Here is a 17,309-nt window from a genome sequence, read left to right on the forward strand (position 1 = left end):
CTCCTGCAGTGCCCACCCTGACGCTGGACCCCACCCCGGAGGCCGCGGAGGAGAAAAAGCCTGAGCCCGCCCCGGCGGCCCAGCAGCCGGAGGTGCAGCTGACCCCTGAGGAGCAGGCAATGGTGGATTCCTTTGCGGAAAAGATCGATATCACCAACAGCCAGCAGGTGCTGCAGTATGGCTCCGCCTGCCAGAAGAAGATCGGCGATTTCTCCGAGGCTGCTCTGGCCAAGGTGTCCACCAAGGATCTGGGCGAGGTGGGCGATATGATCACCAATCTCATCGGGGAGCTGAAGAGCTTTGATGCCAATGAGGAGCAGCAGAAGGGCATTCTGGGCTTCTTCAAAAAGAAGGGCAATGAGCTGGACAACCTGAAGACCAAGTACAACAAGGCCGAGACCAACGTGGAGAACATCCAGTCCATGCTGGAGGGCCATCAGGTCCAGCTGCTGAAAGACATCGCCATGCTGGATAAGATGTATGAGCTGAACATGGCCTACTTCAAGGAGCTGAGCATGTATATCCTGGCCGGCAAGAAAAAGCTGGCCGAGGTCCGTGCAAACGAGCTGCAGCAGGCCATGGACAAGGCCAAGCAGTCCGGCCTGCCCGAGGATGCTCAGGCCGCCCGCGACCTGGCAGACCAGTGCGAGCGCTTTGAGAAAAAGCTGTACGATCTGGAGCTGACCCGGAACATCAGCCTGCAGATGGGCCCCCAGATCCGCCTGCTGCAGAACAACAACACCATGATGGCTGAGAAGATCCAGTCCACCATCGTCAACACCATCCCGCTGTGGAAGAACCAGATGGTGCTGGCGCTGGGTCTGGCCCACACTCAGAAGGCCATGCAGGCCGAGCGTGCCGTGACCGACATGACCAACGACCTGCTCAAGAAGAATGCCGATGCCCTCAAGATGGGCACCATCGAGACCGCCAAGGAGAGCCAGCGCGGCGTGGTGGATATCGAGACCCTGCAGCAGACCAACAAGAGCCTGATCGAGACCCTGGACGAGCTGAACAAGATCCAGACCGAGGGCCGCGCAAAGCGTGTGGCTGCCGAGCAGGAGCTGACCCGCATCGAGGACGAGCTGAAACAAAAGATGATGGAGATCCGGAGCTGAAATGGCAAACGCTGATTTTTCCAGAGAACAGAATCAAACGCCCGGCGGCTTTGACAGCGGCAGCTACCGCGAGGCAAAGCGCCCGGACACCGAGGCAGTGCGCCTGACCCCCTTGCAGCAGAAGCTGGCCGGGCTGGAAAAGGCGCTGCCCGCCGCACTGGCAAAGCAGGGCACAGCCCTTGTGCTGAGCGTGGTGGTGATGCTGGCGGCGTTCGTGGGCTTTGGCGGTGCCAAGGTCAGGGGGAAGTATAACGAGGCCCGCCAGTGGTTCACCACCGGCGTTTCGGCCGACAACGGTTATGCCCTGAGCGAGGAGCTGACCACCCGTGCCAACACGGCGGCAAATATCATCACCACCGGCGCAAACACGCTGGGGTCTGACAGCGCCGAGGTGCAGGCCGCACAGGCAGCGCTGGATGATTTCTCTGCCTGCCTGGAAGCAGTGCAGAACGGCAGCAAAAAGCAGTCCCTGACCTCGCTGCCCTATTATCAGGGCAGTGCCATGCACGCCCTCTGTCAGGCCAATGAGGCTTTGGGCACTGTGATCGACCAGCTCTACGCAAAAATGCAGGAGCAGGCCGCTGACCCCATGAAGATGGGGGCGGTGCAGGGCCAGTACGGCCAGTTCAACAGCGCAGACACCATCATCGGCAATCTGCAGTACAATGATGCAGTGTATGAGTATCAGAACGATGTCGGCGGCTTCCCGGCCAGTATGCTGGGCAGACTGTTCGGCGTACAGGAGGTGGAACCCTTCGCATGAAAACGATGAAACGATTTGCCGCCCGCATTTGCGCCCTGTTCGTGGTGCTGACTGTCAGCCTGACGGCTCTGATGCCCGCCGCCTTTGCGGCCACCAAGGCCCAGCTGCCTGATCTGCCCAGCAGTCAGTGCGTGGTGGATGATGCCAACATCCTGAGCAGCAGCACCAAAACGGCCATTGAGAACCTGAATGCACAGCTCACCCAGCAGTGCGAGGGTGCACAGATCGGCGTATTGACTGTGGATTATACGGGAAGTTTATCCACGGAGGATTACGCCGTGCAGGCCGCCAACACCTGGGGGCTGGGCAGCTCCAGCAAAAACAACGGTGTGCTGATCCTGCTGGTCATGCAGTCCCAGCAGTACGCCGATGGCGACTATTACCTTGCCACCGGTGACGGCTTCCGCAATACCACGCTGGAAAAGCAGGCCAGCGCCATTGCCCAGACCATGGAGGATTCTTTCGCGGCGGGCGATTATGACGCGGCTGTGACCACCTGTGCCAACAATGTGGCCAGCACCATTGCCGATCTCTACGGTGTGACCCTGAGCGGGACCACCGGCACGGTCAGTAACGGCAATACGGATGGTTATAACAACGGAAATGATTACTATGAGGCCCCGGCAGCATCCTATCAATCGCCTTTCCTCACCCTTCTGGCAGTGGTGATCGTGGTGTTTGCCCTGACCTCCATCTTCGGCGGCATCCGGCGCGGCTTTGGCGGCGGCGGGTTTGGCCCCCTCTTCGGTTTCGGGCTGGGCTACGGCCTGGGCAGCAGACGGCGGCGCAGACCTCCGTATGATGATTGGGGCCCCGGCGGCCCCCGTGGCCCGCGCGGGCCCAGACCGCCCCGCGGCGGCGGGCCGCGTCCTCCCCGTGGGGGCGGCGGCTTCGGCGGTGGTTCCTTTGGCGGCATGGGCGGCGGACGCTCCGGCGGCAGCTTTGGCGGGGGCGGCAGCTTCCACGCAGGCGGCGGCTCCTTCCATGGCGGCGGCGGTGGCCGCGGGCGGTAATATCTGAGTAAACAAAAAGTGGGCGGTTCGTGTGAACCGTCCACTTTTTGTTGATTCAGATTTACTTCGTGCCGTAGATGCGGTCGCCGGCATCGCCCAGGCCGGGAACGATGTAGCCGTTCTCGTTCAGGTGGTCGTCCTTAGCGCCCAGGTAGATGTCAACATCGGGATGAGCCTTGTGCAGGGCCTCAATGCCTTCCGGAGCAGCGATCAGACCGATGAACTTGATGCGCTTTGCGCCGTGCTTCTTGATCTGGGTAATGGCATCAATGGCGCTGCCGCCGGTTGCCAGCATGGGGTCCAGAACCAGAACGTCACGCTCGGCGATATCCTGGGGCAGCTTGCAGAAGTATTCCACGGGCTGCAGGGTCTCCTCGTTGCGGTACAGGCCGATGAAGCCGACCTTTGCAGCGGGCAGCAGGGTCAGCATACCGTCCAGCATACCCATGCCTGCACGCAGGATAGGCACCAGAGCCAGCTTGCGGCCTGCCAGCACCTTGGTCTTTGCCATGGTGATGGGGGTCTCGATCTCGACCTCCTCCATGGGCAGGTCACGGGTGGCCTCGTAGCACAGCAGGGTTGCGATCTCGCCGACCAGATCACGGAACTCCTTGGTACCGGTCTGCTTGTTGCGCAGGATGCTCAGCTTGTGCTGCAGCAGGGGATGCTCAACGATCATAGGGGTCATAAATACACGCTCCTTTTTATGTTTATCGGGTTTCGATTGCCATCAGTTTTGCAATGCGCTTTTCGTGGCGGCCGCCCTCAAACGGGGTGTTCAGGAACAGATCCACCAGCTGGCAGGCAAGGCCGGGGCCGACAACACGGCCGCCCATGCACAGGGCGTTGGCATCGTTGTGGCGGCGGGTGTACTCGCAGCTGAAGCTGTCGGAGCAGCAGCAGGCGCGGATGCCCTTGACCTTGTTGGCGGCCATGCTGATGCCGACACCGGTGCCGCAGAACAGCAGGGCTTTGTCGCACTGACCGCTGACCACAGCGTCACAGGCAGGCAGCGCCATATCGGGGTAATCCACGCTGGCAGTGCTGTGGGTGCCAAAGTCGATATACTCCAGCCCCAGCTCGTCCAGGTGAGCCTTGACGGCTTCCTTCAGTTCAAAACCGCCATGATCGGCGGCAAGCGCAATGGGTTTTGCCATGAGAAATTTCAATCCTTTCCGTTTTCCGTATCGTTGTTCCGGGCAGCGGCCTCGGCAGCAAGGCGCTCGGCGCGTTCCCGCTCGGCCTGGCTCAGGCGGTGATAATCCGGCAGCAGGGCCTCAGGCAGAACGGCCTCGCCCCGCTGGGCCATCTGCTTGGCCACCAGGGCCACGGCAGCGGCCCGGCCGCCCCGCAGCTCCGGCGGAACAGTGAGCACGCCCGGAACATTGCTGTATTTATTATAGCACAGAGATGCGCCATCACCAACAAAAAACAGGGGCTTTTTGCAATTTTCTACAAATTGGGCAAGGTCAGCCACAGCCCGGGCATCGTCATCCAGCAGGCGGGTGTGGGTGGCCAGGTCAAAAGCAGCGCTGTACACCTGAGCACGGCGGGCATCCAGTGCGCAGAGCACGGTGCCCTTGCCGGTGTGGGCAGCGGCCAGCGCTTCCAGCGTGGAGACCGGGGCACAGAGGGTCTCGCGGGGGAAAGCCAGCCCCTTGACGGCGGCCAGCCCGATGCGCAGGCCGGTAAAGCTGCCGGGGCCTGCGTTCACACCGAACAGGTCGATGTCTGCACAGGTCAGGCCGCACAGCTTCAGACAGTGATCCACCAGCGGCATCAGGGTCTCGCTGTGGGTCATGCCGCCGTCCAGATAGCACTCGTACTTCAGGCGGTCGTCCTGCAGCAGGGCCACGCCCAGTGTTTTACCGGCGGTGTCTACGGCTAAGATATTCATACGCTGACCCCCTCGATGGTGATGCGGCGGGTGGTGTCATCCACCCGGTCAATGTTGATGTGAATCGGGTTTTCCGGGGCCAGCAGGTCGGCGAAGTTTTCGCTCCACTCAGCGGCCACAATGGCACCCTGATCCAGATAATCGTAGAAACCGGCGGCACACAGGTCGTTCTCGGTAGAGATGCGGTAGAGGTCGAAGTGGGCCAGCGGGCGAGGGCCGCGGTAATAGTTGACGATGGCAAAGGTGGGGCTGCTGACCGGGTCGGTGCAGCCCAGCCCCTCGGCCAGGCCCTCACAAAAGGCGGTCTTGCCCGCGCCCAGACCGCCGGTGAAGGCGATCAAGGCCCCGTCCGGCAGCACTGCCGCCAGCTTCCGGCCCAGCGCAACGGTCTCTTCTCTGGAATGTGTAATATATTCAGCCATACAATGCTCCTTCATCTTGAAGCTTGAACTTTCCCGTTTTGCCAGCTGTCTGCGAAGCAGACTGAGAGGTAAATCAAAAGGGATGACAGAAGCTTCTGCCATCCCCCAGTATAATATAAATCGAGCAAAAGTGCAACGCTCAAGCGGCCTGCTGTACATCCTGTGGGACCGGTGCCGCGTTCGGTTCGATCAGCCGGACCCCAACATCGCCGAACAGCAGCGGGTAAGCTGCCGCCGCATGGGGGCGCTTGCCGCCCTGCGCGTTGTACCAGACCAGATCATCCGCGCCATAGGTATCCATGGAGTGCTGAACGGATTCCTGCAGGGTCTGGCCCAGGATCAGGTGGTTGACGGTATCCCACAGCATACTGCGGGAATACACGGTGTAGACGTTGTTCACATAGCCTGCCACTGCTTTGGCACCACCGGCCAGCAGGGCATCGGCCATGGAGGTATCCAGACTGCCGCTCACGCCAAGGAACTCACAGGTCTCGGAGAGCACTACGGTGTCCTTGAGCTGGCCGCCCCGGTATGCCGCCTGGAAAAAGCTGGGCGTGATGCAGTACAGGCCGTTGATCTTGATGATCCGGTGGGTCAGCAGATCGATGCCGTAGTAGAGGTCTTTGTAGAAATCCGATTCCTCTGTCAGCAGGATGACCGGCTCGGTACGGGTCTGCTTGAACAGAAAACCGGAGGTGTAGGTGTAGTATGAGCCGTGGGCGCTGAGGATGCACAGCCCGTAATCGTTCATCCGTTTCAGGTCAGAGACGGTGACTGTGGGATCGATTCGGGTGTGCAGGCCCATCGCGGTCCAGAAGCCCTTCATATAGGAGTAGTACGGGTAGCGGGAGCTGTTCACGGTGTTGTCAAAGGCGTAGTAGATCATGGCGCTGCCCAGATCACCCTGCGGGGCGTTGGACATTTCGTGCAGATCCACAGCGGGCAGTTCGGAAGGGGCGAAGGGAGTATTCTCTTCGTCCGGGTCCTCCACCAGAACGCCGCCCAGCGCGCCGCAGCTGTAGGCAAAGCTGACCATGCCGTTTTCTTTGTCCACATGGAGAGAGCGCGCCGAAACAAGCCCTTCCTCGGCCAGCTGCTGCAGCTGTGCCACGGCGGCATCCAGCCGCTGGGCACGGGTCATCTCAGCGTAAGCGTCGCTGCCGGTCAGGGCAGTCACAGCACTGTCGGCCTGCTGCATCTCCTGAGCATCGGCAGTGGTCAGCGTGGTCTGGGCCACGGTGTCGGCTGCCTGTGCGGCAAAGGCAGAAGCAGGGAAGAGCGCGGAAATAAAAACAGTCAGTGCGCAGAGCGCGCACAGAAAGCGATGAGAGTTTGTTTTCATCTTGGAAGTTCCTCCGGAAAAATCCTGCCGAAAAAGCAGGTCTCCAGCTTCCATTTTAGAAGGTGGAGGGGGCTTTGTCAAGGCTGCGGCAAATATTTTGCAGAGTTGTCACAGGATGAAAAGATCTGTGGAAAAAACTTCCGCAATCTTGCGCAAAAATGGGTGGTGCGGTATACTTATATTACATAATGGAGCAGTATACGCCCTCTCTGGCATTGCGGACGAGCGAAGCAGACCTGAGCGAGCGATCCAATGAAAGAAAGAGGTGTTTTCGTTTGGAAAACATTCGGCGCTACTTCAAGCGCACCGATAAAACTTACCTGCTGCTGTGCATCTTCAGCAGCGTGATGGCTGTGACAGCGCTTTCGAGCTGGGCAGCCAAGCAGGGCAATGGCTTTGCCGTGGATGAGATCACAGGCCAGATCACCGGTCTGGGCGATTACCGCCGGGCTGCGGTGCAGGCGGGTGCAGCCCTCATCGGGTTGGTCATTGCGGTGCTGCTGTCCAATATTGATTACCGCAGCCTGGTAAAGGTGTGGCCGGTGCACGTAGCCCTGACCTGGGGCATGGTGCTGCCCACGCTGGTGCTGCGCAATGTGAGCATCGGCCCGCTGACCATCGGCTACAACGCAGGCGATACCGACAATTATTCCTGGTACAAGCTGGGGGGCTTTACCCTGCAGCCCACGGAGCTGGCAAAGATCAGCTTTATCCTGACCTTTGCCATGCACCTGAACAATGTGCGCACCCGGCTCAACGAGCCAAAGGAGTTGGGCAAGCTGCTGCTGCATCTGGCAGTGCCCATCCTCATCATCCATGTTCAGGGCGACGACGGCACCGCCATCATCTATGCCATCATCGGCTGCTGCATGATGTTTGCGGCGGGCCTGAGCTGGAAGTATATCCTGGGGGCGGTTTCGGCGGCGGCAGTGGCTATGGCGACGGCGTTCGCCTTTTTCAGCGATAAGATCGGCAAGGGATACCAGTGGTACCGCATCCTTGCTGTCATCGATCCCGATAACAAGACCGGCTGGGCCCCCAGCGAGACCATCTGGAAGAACATCATCTACCAGCAGCAGCGCGGCGAGATCGCGCTGGGCTCGGGCGGCATCTTTGGTAACGGCCTGTTTGGCGGCAGTTATTACAGCGTGCCCAACGCCCACAACGATTTCATCCTGAGCTGGATCGGCAACGCGGCGGGCTTTGTGGGCTGCTGTGTGGTGTTGGGCGTGCTCTTCGCACTGGTCATCAAGACCTTCCTCACCGGTGCCCGCAGCGAGGATTTGCTGGGTACCTTCATCTGCGCCGGCATCGGCGGCGCTCTGATGGCCCAGATCGCCGTGAACGTGGGCATGAACCTGCGCGTCCTGCCCGTGATCGGTGTCACCCTGCCGTTCTATTCGGCGGGCGGCAGCTCGGTGCTGATGCTGTACATCTGTGTGGGCCTGGTGCTCTCGGTCTACACCCACAACACAAAAAAGCTGTTCGGCTAAGCCGGAACAGAACGCGGCCCCGGAGAGAAGGAAAACTCTCCGGGGCCGCGTTTGTGTGTCAGCCAAAGGCATTGCGCAGCTTGTTGACAAGCCGTTTCAGCAGATCTGCTTCCGTGTAAGCCCGCAGGTATTCCACATCCAGCGCACTACCCTCCGAAGCAGGGGTGTTCTGAATGTTCAGAAAACGCAGGTCAGGAGAATGGGCAAGGATCTGTTTGCAGAGCTTTGTGGTGACCCTGGTGTGATTTGTCAGGTTCAGGCAGACCAGGTCAGGCAGCTGGGTCAGGGGCGTGTAGTCGATGTTTTTGTAGAGCTTACTCTGTCCGACACCGAGACCGAGATCGAGAACGGCAAGATGGGTCTGAGCCAGCGGTTCCAGACTGGGAACTGCTGTGCCGGAACTGAGGGAGAGATAACGCAGTGCCGGGAGTGACGCAGCCGGTTCCAGCGAAACGATGCCATCGTTAGAGGAAAGCGTCAGAACCCTCAATTTGGGCAGACCTTCCAATGGAGCAAGGTCGAGGGTGCCGCATTCGGTCAAGGAGAGTTGTTTCAGCTGGGACAGGTGAGAAAGCGGTTCCAACGTTTCGGGCCGTGCCCCGTTCACGCTGAAGCGTTCGAGATGGGACATGGTTTCAATCCCAGAAAAATCAGTGAATGCCTGATTGGCCGTCGGCGAGGTAGAATAGGAAAAGGCTTGCAGGCCGTCGAAATACTGCAGATCGTGCAGAGAGGCCAGTGCAGGAAGCGGACTTTCTTTTCCGACTGCCGATATTTCCTGTTCCAGTGTGGCATCTCCCTGCTGGGCGGTCACGGTCACGATGGTGGTCGTGCCCGAATCGCCCTCAAACATGGTGCGTTCGGTGATGGTCAGTGTGCTGAGATCCCAGACATCGCTGCGGCTGGTGGTGCCCTCCGGGCGGTTCAACAGGAGCCGGACAGCGGCCTCCATTCCGGTATCTTCCCAGACAATGGGAGCGTCCTCACCGTGCTCGGCATCTACCGGAGAGAGGGGCATTTCCAGAGAATCACGGTATGCCTTCAAGGCAGTATCGTATTCTGTCTGCGGGTAGGGAACAGAGGACGCTTTGGAAAGCGAAAGGTAGTTGGAACAGCCACAAAACAGGAACACACAGGCAGTGATGAGAGCAAAGATGTGAGAGCAGCTTTTCATACCGTTCCCTCCTTTCATGGAAACGAACAATGCGGAATGAGAGCCATGGCGCGCTCTTTCGGTTTTGGAGAAAAATACCATACCATTCTGATTTTATTGTAATGGACGGTGGGAGGTGCGTCAAGAAAAGAAGGAACAGTTCCCGATGGGAGAACCGCTGAAATTTGAGGGAGAATTTTGGTGGAGTTGACAGTTTTCACCCGTAAAAGACGGCGTGTGTGGAATTTGCCCTTGACCCCGGGGCGTTCCGTGTTACAATATTTCCGGTACAGCCTGTCTGTTTGGGCTGCGGAACACAAAAAAGGAGTATTGAACGGTAAATTTTATGGATACGAACGCGGAATCTCCCATGCAGAACAAGGTCATTGAATATGTCAAGCAGTATGCAATGATCACGTTGAGCATTTCCATCATGTCGGTGGGTGTGTACTTTTTCAAATTCCCCAACAACTTCGTCTTTGGCGGTGTGACCGGTATGGCGGCGCTGGCGGCCAAGCTCACCCCGCTGTCGGCTTCGGCCTTTTCCTCGGCGGCCAACATGATCCTGCTGGGGGTGGGCCTGATCTTTCTGGGCAAAAAGTTTGCCATGACCACCGGCTATGCCACTGTGGTCATGTCGCTGGAGCTGATGGCGCTGGAAAAGATCTGCCCCCTGCGCGGCCCCTTGAGCGACCAGCCCATGCTCGACCTGCTGTTTGCCATTGCCCTGCCGGCCATTGCGTCGGCTCTGCTGTTCAATGTGGGCGCTTCCTCCGGCGGCACGGATGTCATTGCCCTCATTGTGGAAAAGTATACCCACATCCACAACGTGGCGGTGGCGCTGTTCCTGACTGACCTGTTCATGGTCATTGCGGCCTGCTTTGTGTTCGACCTGTACACCGCCCTCTATTCCTTCGTGGGTCTGACCGTGAAATCGCTGGTCATTGATGCCGTGTTGGAAAAGATCAAGATGTGCAAGGCCATCCTCATCGTCTGCGACGACAGGAAGCCGATCTGTGATTTTGTCATGCGCAAGCTGGTGCGCGGCGCAACCTATACGCCCTGCTTCGGCGCGTATACCGATAAGCCCCACTACATCATCTACACCACCCTGACCCGCCGCGAGGCCGACCAGCTGCAGGATTTTATCCACAAACAGCACTTGAACGCCTTCATGTCCATGCTGAGCACCACCGAGGTGTTCGGCAAGGGCTTCAATCACGCATAAGGAGGAACGTATGGTACAGGTCGATCTCATCACCGGTTTTCTGGGTGCGGGCAAGACAACGTTCCTGCGCAGATATGTTGCGTATCTGACCGCACAGGGGCATCATGTCTGCATTCTGGAAAATGACTTTGGCGCTGTGAACGTGGATGCCATGCTGGTGCAGGATCTGCTGGGAGAACGCTGCGAGATCGAGACCATCAGCGGCGGGTGTGATTGTGATACCCACCAGCGCCGGATGCGCACCAAGCTCATCTCAATGGCCATGCGCGGGTTCGACCGGGTGGTGGTGGAGCCCAGCGGCATTTTTGATGTGGACGAGTTTTTTGATGTCCTGCGGGATGAGCCGCTGGATCGGTGGTATACACTGGGCAATGTGTTTGCCGTTGTGGATGCCCTGCTGCCCGAGAAGCTTTCCCCGCAGGCAGAGTACATTCTGGCATCGGAAGCCGCCAGCGCCGGACGCATCCTGCTCTCCCGCAGTCAGCTGGCCACCCAGGCCCAGCGGGAAAGCGCCATCGACCACCTGAAACGTGCCCTTGCGGCCTGCAAGTGCAGCCGTACCCTGAAGGAAGAAGATTTTCTGATCAAGGACTGGGCCGACCTGGAGGATGCGGATCTTGCGGCGCTGGATGCCTGCGGCTATCAGCATGCTGACTGCGAAAAGCTCTGCTTTGATCCGCACGATGCATTCGGTTCGGCGTATTTCCTCGAGCTGGGCCTGCCCCGGCAGCAGCTGGAAGCACGCATTCCCAGCCTGTTCACGGATGCCGCCTGCGGCCGGGTGCTGCGGGTCAAGGGCTTTGTGCAGGATGCTGCCGGCTGGGTGGAGCTGAATGCTACCGCCGACGGCCTGACTGCGGCCCCCATTCCGGCAGGGCAGGAGGTGCTCATCGTCATCGGCGAAGGGCTGGACAAGGAACGGATCGAAGCTGTTTTGCGGAACTGAGGGAGCGTGCGGGAAACACAGAAAAACACCGCTTTGCGGTGCATCGGCCCGGCAGATCGCGGCACGTGGGTGTGCGCTTTCTGCCGGGCCCTTTTCTTTTCCACAGTTTTTCCGGCAAAATATAACAATCCTTGTCAGATATTGCTGTTGCGCCCCCAGAGGTTTTGGACTATAATTTTGACTTAGCTGTTAGACAAGGGGGATTTTTTACGAATTATCTGTTTCAATTTGCGCGTATCCTCGCGTTTTGCTTTCTGGGGGAAGTATGTCATGCCGTACTGCCGCTGCCGGTTCCGGCCAGTGTGTACGGGCTTGTGCTGCTGCTGCTGGCCCTGAACTTCCGGCTGATCCGGCTGGAGGATGTAAAAGAGGTGGGCGTGTTTCTCACCGGTATCTTCCCGCTGCTCTTTGTGCCCGCCGCCGCAGGCGTGATGGAGCTGTGGGCGGAGATGGGGGAGATGCTGCTGCCCATCATCATCGCCATCATCCCGGTCACGGTTCTGGTCATGGTGACCGCCGGAAAGACCACCCAGGCTCTGACCAGCCGCAAAAAGAACAAGGAGACTGCTGCCGATGATGGAATTGCTGAATGAGTTCCTTTCGGGCTCTGTTGCCTGGGGTGTGCTGCTGACACTGGCCGCCTTTGCACTGGGAGCCCTTGTGAACAGAGTGACCGGAAAGGCATTTTTTAACCCGCTGCTGCTGGGTGCGATCTTTGTGATCGTTTTCCTGTCGGTATGCGGCATCCCCTATGCCGACTACAAGGTCAGCGCCGCCCCGGTGAACTACCTGCTGCTGCCCGCCACCGTGGCGCTGGCCATTCCGCTGTATGAAAAGCTCGACCTGCTCAAGGCAAACGCCGCGGCCATCATTGCGGGCATCTCGGTGGGCACGCTGGTCAGCCTGGGCAGCGCGCTGGCACTGGCACTGGCGCTGCACCTGACCCAGGAGCAGTACGCCACCCTGCTGCCCAAATCCGTGACCACTGCCATCAGCATGGATGTAGCTGCAGAGCTGGGCGGCATTGCGGCCCTGACCGGTGCCATCGTCATCCTGACGGGCATCGTGGGCAACCTGCTGGCCGAGACGGTCTGCAAGGCGTTTCACATCACCGACCCCATTGCCAAAGGTGTGGGCATTGGCACCTCGGCCCATGCCGTGGGCACCAGCAAGGCCCTGCAGATGGGCGAGGTGGAAGGTGCCATGAGCGGCCTGTCCATCGCCGTGGCCGGTGTGCTGACCGCAGTGCTCTGCCCGGTGTTCGTGAACCTTATTGATTGATCGCATAAAAACACCCCTCTCCATCCGTGCATCAGCACAGCGGAGAGGGGTGTTTTTATGGAAAACCCGGATGAATTCTGTTTTTTCTCACCAAAGGGGCAGGGCACTGACTTCATCTCGGAGCTCCAGTGCCTGGGTGTGGGTCAGCTTTTTGGCGCGCTCCATCCGCTCCACCACCACAAGAGCGCGCCTGCGGGCCAGCTCCCCGTTGGCGGCGTAGACCGAGGGCGCGTTGGGCAGGCCGGCCAGCACCACACATTCGGCGCGGGTCAGCTCCCGGGTGGGTTTGCCAAAGTAGCCCTGCGCAGCCTGTGCCACGCCGGACCACTGGTTGCCGAAGTAGCAGCTGCCTGCGTACATCTCAAAGATCTGCTGTTTGGAGTAGTAATCCTCGATGTCCCTGGCGGCAAACATTTCCGCTGCCTTGCGGGCCATCTGCTTTTCCTGGGTGAACAGCTCGTTCTTGGCCAGCTGCTGGGTCAGGGTGCTGCCGCCCTCGGCCAGAGAGCGGGTGCGCAGGTCGGCCCAGAGCGCCCGGACAATGGCTGCCGGGTCGATGCCGTGGTGCCTTTCAAACCGGCTGTCCTCCACGGAAATGACTGCGTCGATATAGGTCTGGGGCAGCTGGTCACAGCTGGCAAAGCCGGGCCGGGAGCTGATCTCATCATAGAGGCCGGCAATGGGCTTTTGCGCCGCTGTGGCGCGGTAGAGCCGCCAGCCCTGCACGCCCAGTGTTCCGCCAATGACCACCAATACAAATAGCGCCGCCAGCAGCAGGCAACTGAGCAGTCGCTTTACAAAACGTTTCAGCATCTTCACGTTCCCCTTCGGTTTTGATTCAACGTTATCCTACCCGATTTGACGGCAGAATGCAAGTTACATTTTTGTGAATACGGCCGTACAAGAAAAAAGCGCCCTGCCGGGGCAAACCGGCAGAGCGCTTTTACAAGTTATGGAAAGGGGATGCAGAGGCGCTGCTTACAGAGCGAAGTAACGCTTTGCGTTGTCGAAGCAGATGCCCTTGACGATCTTCTCCAGAGCCTTCTCATCGTTGGGATACTCGCCATCCTCGACCCACTGGCCGATCAGGTTGCACAGGATGCGGCGGAAGTAGTCGTGGCGGGTGTAGCTCAGGAAGCTGCGGCTGTCGGTCAGCATACCAACAAAGTTACCCAGCAGGCCCAGGTTTGCCAGGCTCTTCATCTGGTTCTCCATGCCGATCTTCTGATCGTTGAACCACCAGCCGGAGCCGTGCTGGATCTTGCCGGGGATCTCATCATTCTGGAAGCAGCCCAGAATGGTGCCGATCTGCTCGTTGTCAGCGGGGTTCAGGCTGTAGATGATGGTCTTGGGGCACTCATCAGTGTCGTTCAGGGCACTCAGCAGAGCAGCGATCTCGCCGCCGCACTTGGCAGTGTTGATCATGTCGAAACCGGTATCGGGTCCCAGCAGGGCGTTCATCTTACGGTTGACACCGCGCAGGCAGTTGTAGTGCATCTGCATGGCGATGTTCAGGCGGTGATACTGCTTGCCCAGGTGGATCAGGATGTAGGTCTGGTACTTCTCAGTCTCTTCAGCGGTCACGGCCTCACCGGCCATAGCCTTCTGGTAGATGGCGTTGACCTCTTCCTTGGTGGCCTCACGGTAGGGCACATAGTCCAGGCCGTGGTCAGATGCGCGGCAGCCCATCTCGGCAAAGAACTCGATGCGCTGGGTCAGAGCGTCGGTGACGCAGTTGATGCACTCCAGCTTTTCCTTGCCAACGGCCTGAGCCAGCTTGCCCATGTACTCCACGAAGCCGGGCTTCTGGATGTTGAGGGCCTTGTCGGGGCGGAAGGAGGGAGCAACGGTGAACTTGATGGAAGGATCTTCCTTGATCTTCTTGTGCCATGCCAGATCGTCGATGGGGTCGTCGGTGGTGCCGATGAAAGCAACATTGGACTGCTCGATCAGGCCGCGGACAGTCATGCTGTCGTCGTGCTGCAGCTTGTCGTTGCACAGGTTCCAGACTTCCTCAGCGGTGTCGCCGTTCAGCACACCCTGATAGCCGAAGTACTTGCGCAGCTCCAGGTGGCACCAGTGGTACATGGGGTTGCCAACGCACATGGGCAGAGCCTCGGCAAACTTCTGGAAACGCTCACGGTCGGGCTTGGTGCCGGTGATGTACTCCTCAGGCACACCGTTGGAACGCATCACGCGCCACTTGTAGTGGTCGCCTGCCAGAGAGCCGTCGGGCTGACGGCCGCCCAGCCAGACCTGAGCGATGTTCTCAAAGCGGCGGTTCTCGTAGATCTCCTTCGGGGAGATATGGCAGTGATAGTCGCAGATGGGCATATCAGCAGCGTAGGTGTGATACAGATGCTGAGCCACAGGAGACTGGAGCATGAATTCCTTGTCCATAAATGCTTTCATGGGTCGAAAACTCCTTTTCATTCTAATGTACTAATATATCACTATGGGGTACCTTTAACAGCGCCCGCGCAGGGCGCGTTAAGCCTATCTTTAGTATAGCGGAAAACGATAATGTATACAACTGAAAAACTGACAAATTTTCAGACTTTTCCTTGTAAAAAACGCTGGAATTTATAAAAATAGCCTGTTTTGGGCCAAAAATCTGGCAAAAAGCACTTGACTTATTTGTATACAACAGCATACAATAGAGACAGAGTGCGGGGCACAAATGGATGCCCCGGAGAGAAGCAAAGCAAGCTAAAAGGAGAGCACGTGATATGGAAACTTTGAATTACAAGGTTCTGTCTGAGACCGGCTACAACGGCTACATCCTCAAGGATGCCCCTGTCAAGGTCATGCAGTTTGGCGAGGGGAACTTCCTGCGCGCATTCGTGGACTATTTCTATGATATCGCCAACGAGAAGGCCGGCTACAACGGCAAAGTCAAGCTGGTGCAGCCCATCGGCAACTTCCCCCAGATGGCTGACTGGATCAACGAGCAGGAGGGCCTGTACACCCTGTATCTGCGCGGCAGCGAGAAGGGCCAGAAGGTGGATGCAAAGCGCGTGATCTCCTGCGTGTCTGACTGTGTCTGCCCCTACATCGATGGCAAGTGGGAGGAAGTGCTGGCTCTGGCCCGCTCTGAGGATCTGGAAACGGTTGTATCCAACACCACCGAGGCCGGTATCGCTTACACCCAGGGCGACAGCGCCTTCGATCAGGTTCCTCCCAACAGCTTCCCCGCAAAGCTGACCCGCGTGCTGTACGAGCGCTACAAGGCATTCAACGGCGCTGCGGATAAGGGTCTGGTCATCCTGAGCTGCGAGCTGATCGACAACAACGGCAAAGAGCTGAAGAAGTGCTGCAACAACTACGCCAAGGATTGGAATCTGGAAGCTGAATTCATCGACTGGATGAACAACGCCAACACCTTCTGCTCCACTCTGGTGGACCGCATCGTTCCGGGCCGCATCCGTGACCCCAAGGAGCTGGCTGCCATGGAAGAGGCCAACGGCTACCATGATCAGGTGCTGGATGTCGGCGAAGTCTTCGGCGTGTGGGTCATCGAGGGCCCCGCAGGTCTGGAGGACAAGCTGCCGTTCAAGAAGGCCGGTGTCAACGTTATGGTCGTGCCTGATGTTACCCCCTACAAGAAGCGCAAGGTCCGCATCCTGAATGGTGCACACACCGGTTTCGTTCTGGGCGCATATCTGGCTGGCTTCGACATCGTCCGTGACTGCATGCACAACGATACCGTCCGCGGCTTTATGAATAAGATGCTGCATGAGGAGATCATCCCCACCCTGCCTCTGGACAAGAAGGATCTGGAAGAGTTCGCTTCCGCCGTTGAGGACCGCTTCAACAACCCCTTCGTCAACCACGAGCTGATGAGCATCTCCCTGAACTCCACCTCCAAGTGGAAGGCCCGCAACATGCCTTCCTTCCTGGCTTACATCGAGGAGCAGAAGCAGCTGCCCAAGTGCCTGACCATGAGCCTGGCTGCTTACATTGCCTTCTACTCCAATGATATCCAGGAGCGCACTGCCGACGGCCTGATCTGCAAGCGCCCCGCAGGCAACACCTACAAGATCCAGGATGACGCATGGGCACTGGACTTCTACTATGCGCACAAGGACGACACCGACGCTCAGCTGGTGCACGCCGTTCTGACCAACACCCAGATGTGGGATCAGGATCTGACCAGGATTGAGGGCCTGGAGGCCGCTGTTCTGGCTGATCTGGAGCTGATCCGCACCCAGGGTGCCGAAGCTGCCTACAAGAGCTGCCTGTAAGCTGGAACATCACCTGCACAACAAGGGGCTGCTGCTTTGGGCAGCGGCCTCCTTGTGCTTTGTAAATGTCATTAAGGAGAATAACTATGCCGCAGGCGATTCATATCAGCCCCCTTGACAACGTGGTGGTTGCACTGCACCCCATTGCCAAGGGCACTCTGGTGGAGGTGGACGGCCTTGCCGTGACCGCGCTGGAGGATATCCCTCAGGGCCACAAGATGGCAGTAAAGCCCATCAAGAACGGTGAAAATGTCATCAAGTACGGGTTCCCCATCGGCCATGCCACCGCCGATGCCGAGCCGGGCACCTGGATGCACACCCACAATGTCCACACCAACCTGTCCGGTGAGGTGGAGTACAGCTATCACCCCGCCCCCGCCCTGGCCCCCCTCCCCAACGTGGAGCCCGA

At 58.7% G+C, this 17,309-nt stretch carries 18 protein-coding genes; 10 read left to right on the forward strand and 8 right to left on the reverse strand.

The window, feature by feature from the left end:
* The 3 genes from J3351_RS13335 to J3351_RS13345 form a co-directional block, all read left to right on the forward strand.
* Window positions 1-1,118 (forward strand): toxic anion resistance protein (locus tag J3351_RS13335; protein WP_207697941.1); only part of this gene is annotated, 1,118 nt, incomplete at its 5' end.
* A gap of 1 nt (window position 1,119) precedes the next feature.
* On the forward strand, window positions 1,120-1,881 hold the full coding sequence (locus J3351_RS13340) for a LemA (protein ID WP_207697942.1): 762 nt from the start codon (window positions 1,120-1,122) through the stop codon (window positions 1,879-1,881).
* Window positions 1,878-2,894: a YgcG family protein gene (locus J3351_RS13345; RefSeq protein ID WP_207697943.1), complete on the forward strand. Its 1,017-nt coding sequence runs from the start codon at window positions 1,878-1,880 to the stop codon at window positions 2,892-2,894. Before J3351_RS13340 ends, J3351_RS13345 begins: the two co-directional genes overlap by 4 nt.
* A gap of 61 nt (window positions 2,895-2,955) precedes the next feature.
* Here J3351_RS13345 and upp read toward each other — a convergent pair whose 3' ends face one another.
* From upp to J3351_RS13370, 5 genes are all read right to left on the reverse strand, one after another.
* A complete protein-coding gene (gene upp / locus J3351_RS13350) occupies window positions 2,956-3,582 on the reverse strand; it encodes a uracil phosphoribosyltransferase (protein ID WP_035393712.1) in 627 nt (208 codons plus the stop codon).
* A 22-nt stretch (window positions 3,583-3,604) separates the two neighbouring features.
* Window positions 3,605-4,051: a ribose 5-phosphate isomerase B gene (rpiB, locus tag J3351_RS13355; protein WP_005931511.1), complete on the reverse strand. Its 447-nt coding sequence runs from the start codon at window positions 4,049-4,051 to the stop codon at window positions 3,605-3,607.
* A gap of 8 nt (window positions 4,052-4,059) precedes the next feature.
* Window positions 4,060-4,791 carry a tRNA (adenosine(37)-N6)-threonylcarbamoyltransferase complex dimerization subunit type 1 TsaB gene (gene tsaB, locus J3351_RS13360; protein WP_207697944.1) on the reverse strand — a complete coding sequence of 244 codons (732 nt, stop codon included), beginning with the start codon at window positions 4,789-4,791 and terminating at the stop codon, window positions 4,060-4,062.
* A complete protein-coding gene (gene tsaE, locus J3351_RS13365) occupies window positions 4,788-5,213 on the reverse strand; it encodes a tRNA (adenosine(37)-N6)-threonylcarbamoyltransferase complex ATPase subunit type 1 TsaE (RefSeq protein WP_156060568.1) in 426 nt (141 codons plus the stop codon). The genes tsaB and tsaE overlap by 4 nt, the downstream gene beginning before the upstream one ends.
* Window positions 5,214-5,352: 139 nt before the next feature.
* Window positions 5,353-6,555 (reverse strand): hypothetical protein, encoded by a 1,203-nt coding sequence (locus tag J3351_RS13370; RefSeq protein ID WP_242699426.1) that lies wholly within the window; start codon window positions 6,553-6,555, stop codon window positions 5,353-5,355.
* 275 nt (window positions 6,556-6,830) lie between these two features.
* Between J3351_RS13370 and J3351_RS13375 the strand changes: the two genes are divergently transcribed.
* Complete coding sequence (locus tag J3351_RS13375; RefSeq protein ID WP_242699427.1) at window positions 6,831-8,048, forward strand: FtsW/RodA/SpoVE family cell cycle protein; 1,218 nt, start codon at window positions 6,831-6,833, stop codon at window positions 8,046-8,048.
* Between the two features lie 58 nt (window positions 8,049-8,106).
* On the opposite strand, the gene J3351_RS13380 is transcribed toward J3351_RS13375, so the two are convergent.
* Complete coding sequence (locus J3351_RS13380) at window positions 8,107-9,222, reverse strand: leucine-rich repeat domain-containing protein (RefSeq protein WP_207697946.1); 1,116 nt, start codon at window positions 9,220-9,222, stop codon at window positions 8,107-8,109.
* 325 nt (window positions 9,223-9,547) lie between these two features.
* Between J3351_RS13380 and J3351_RS13385 the strand changes: the two genes are divergently transcribed.
* The 4 genes from J3351_RS13385 to J3351_RS13400 all read left to right on the forward strand — a co-directional run bounded on the left by J3351_RS13385 (window position 9,548) and on the right by J3351_RS13400 (window position 12,656).
* On the forward strand, window positions 9,548-10,429 hold the full coding sequence (locus tag J3351_RS13385; RefSeq protein ID WP_005931496.1) for a YitT family protein: 882 nt from the start codon (window positions 9,548-9,550) through the stop codon (window positions 10,427-10,429).
* A gap of 10 nt (window positions 10,430-10,439) precedes the next feature.
* Entirely contained in the window at window positions 10,440-11,375 is a 936-nt protein-coding gene (locus tag J3351_RS13390; protein ID WP_207697947.1) for a GTP-binding protein, read from the forward strand.
* Between the two features lie 164 nt (window positions 11,376-11,539).
* Window positions 11,540-11,968, forward strand: coding sequence for a CidA/LrgA family protein (locus tag J3351_RS13395; RefSeq protein ID WP_242699428.1), 429 nt, complete (start codon window positions 11,540-11,542; stop codon window positions 11,966-11,968).
* On the forward strand, window positions 11,949-12,656 hold the full coding sequence (locus J3351_RS13400) for an LrgB family protein (RefSeq protein WP_097773511.1): 708 nt from the start codon (window positions 11,949-11,951) through the stop codon (window positions 12,654-12,656). The genes J3351_RS13395 and J3351_RS13400 overlap by 20 nt, the downstream gene beginning before the upstream one ends.
* 87 nt (window positions 12,657-12,743) lie before the next feature.
* Here J3351_RS13400 and J3351_RS13405 read toward each other — a convergent pair whose 3' ends face one another.
* Together J3351_RS13405 and uxaC are read right to left on the reverse strand one after the other, a co-directional pair.
* Window positions 12,744-13,469 carry a biosynthetic peptidoglycan transglycosylase gene (locus J3351_RS13405; RefSeq protein ID WP_097770443.1) on the reverse strand — a complete coding sequence of 242 codons (726 nt, stop codon included), beginning with the start codon at window positions 13,467-13,469 and terminating at the stop codon, window positions 12,744-12,746.
* A 165-nt stretch (window positions 13,470-13,634) separates the two neighbouring features.
* A complete protein-coding gene (gene uxaC / locus J3351_RS13410; protein ID WP_207697949.1) occupies window positions 13,635-15,068 on the reverse strand; it encodes a glucuronate isomerase in 1,434 nt (477 codons plus the stop codon).
* 317 nt (window positions 15,069-15,385) lie between these two features.
* Here uxaC and J3351_RS13415 point away from each other — a divergent pair, with 317 nt between their 5' ends.
* Together J3351_RS13415 and J3351_RS13420 are read left to right on the forward strand one after the other, a co-directional pair.
* Window positions 15,386-16,900, forward strand: coding sequence for a tagaturonate reductase (locus tag J3351_RS13415; protein WP_207697950.1), 1,515 nt, complete (start codon window positions 15,386-15,388; stop codon window positions 16,898-16,900).
* A gap of 86 nt (window positions 16,901-16,986) precedes the next feature.
* A partial coding sequence (locus tag J3351_RS13420; RefSeq protein WP_207697951.1) for a UxaA family hydrolase occupies window positions 16,987-17,309 on the forward strand: 323 nt, incomplete at its 3' end.

The organism is Faecalibacterium sp. Marseille-Q0746, assembly GCF_017377595.1.
Lineage (GTDB): Bacteria > Bacillota > Clostridia > Oscillospirales > Ruminococcaceae > Faecalibacterium > Faecalibacterium duncaniae.

Coding starts and splice junctions, on each gene's coding strand:
- J3351_RS13340 (WP_207697942.1), top strand. CDS start 1,120: ATGGCAAACGCTGATTTTTCCAGAGAACAGAATCAAACGCCCGGCGGC.
- J3351_RS13345 (WP_207697943.1), top strand. CDS start 1,878: ATGAAAACGATGAAACGATTTGCCGCCCGCATTTGCGCCCTGTTCGTG.
- upp (WP_035393712.1), bottom strand. CDS start 3,582: ATGACCCCTATGATCGTTGAGCATCCCCTGCTGCAGCACAAGCTGAGC.
- rpiB (WP_005931511.1), bottom strand. CDS start 4,051: ATGGCAAAACCCATTGCGCTTGCCGCCGATCATGGCGGTTTTGAACTG.
- tsaB (WP_207697944.1), bottom strand. CDS start 4,791: ATGAATATCTTAGCCGTAGACACCGCCGGTAAAACACTGGGCGTGGCC.
- tsaE (WP_156060568.1), bottom strand. CDS start 5,213: ATGGCTGAATATATTACACATTCCAGAGAAGAGACCGTTGCGCTGGGC.
- J3351_RS13370 (WP_242699426.1), bottom strand. CDS start 6,555: ATGAAAACAAACTCTCATCGCTTTCTGTGCGCGCTCTGCGCACTGACT.
- J3351_RS13380 (WP_207697946.1), bottom strand. CDS start 9,222: ATGAAAAGCTGCTCTCACATCTTTGCTCTCATCACTGCCTGTGTGTTC.
- J3351_RS13385 (WP_005931496.1), top strand. CDS start 9,548: ATGGATACGAACGCGGAATCTCCCATGCAGAACAAGGTCATTGAATAT.
- J3351_RS13390 (WP_207697947.1), top strand. CDS start 10,440: ATGGTACAGGTCGATCTCATCACCGGTTTTCTGGGTGCGGGCAAGACA.
- J3351_RS13400 (WP_097773511.1), top strand. CDS start 11,949: ATGATGGAATTGCTGAATGAGTTCCTTTCGGGCTCTGTTGCCTGGGGT.
- J3351_RS13405 (WP_097770443.1), bottom strand. CDS start 13,469: ATGCTGAAACGTTTTGTAAAGCGACTGCTCAGTTGCCTGCTGCTGGCG.
- uxaC (WP_207697949.1), bottom strand. CDS start 15,068: ATGAAAGCATTTATGGACAAGGAATTCATGCTCCAGTCTCCTGTGGCT.
- J3351_RS13415 (WP_207697950.1), top strand. CDS start 15,386: ATGGAAACTTTGAATTACAAGGTTCTGTCTGAGACCGGCTACAACGGC.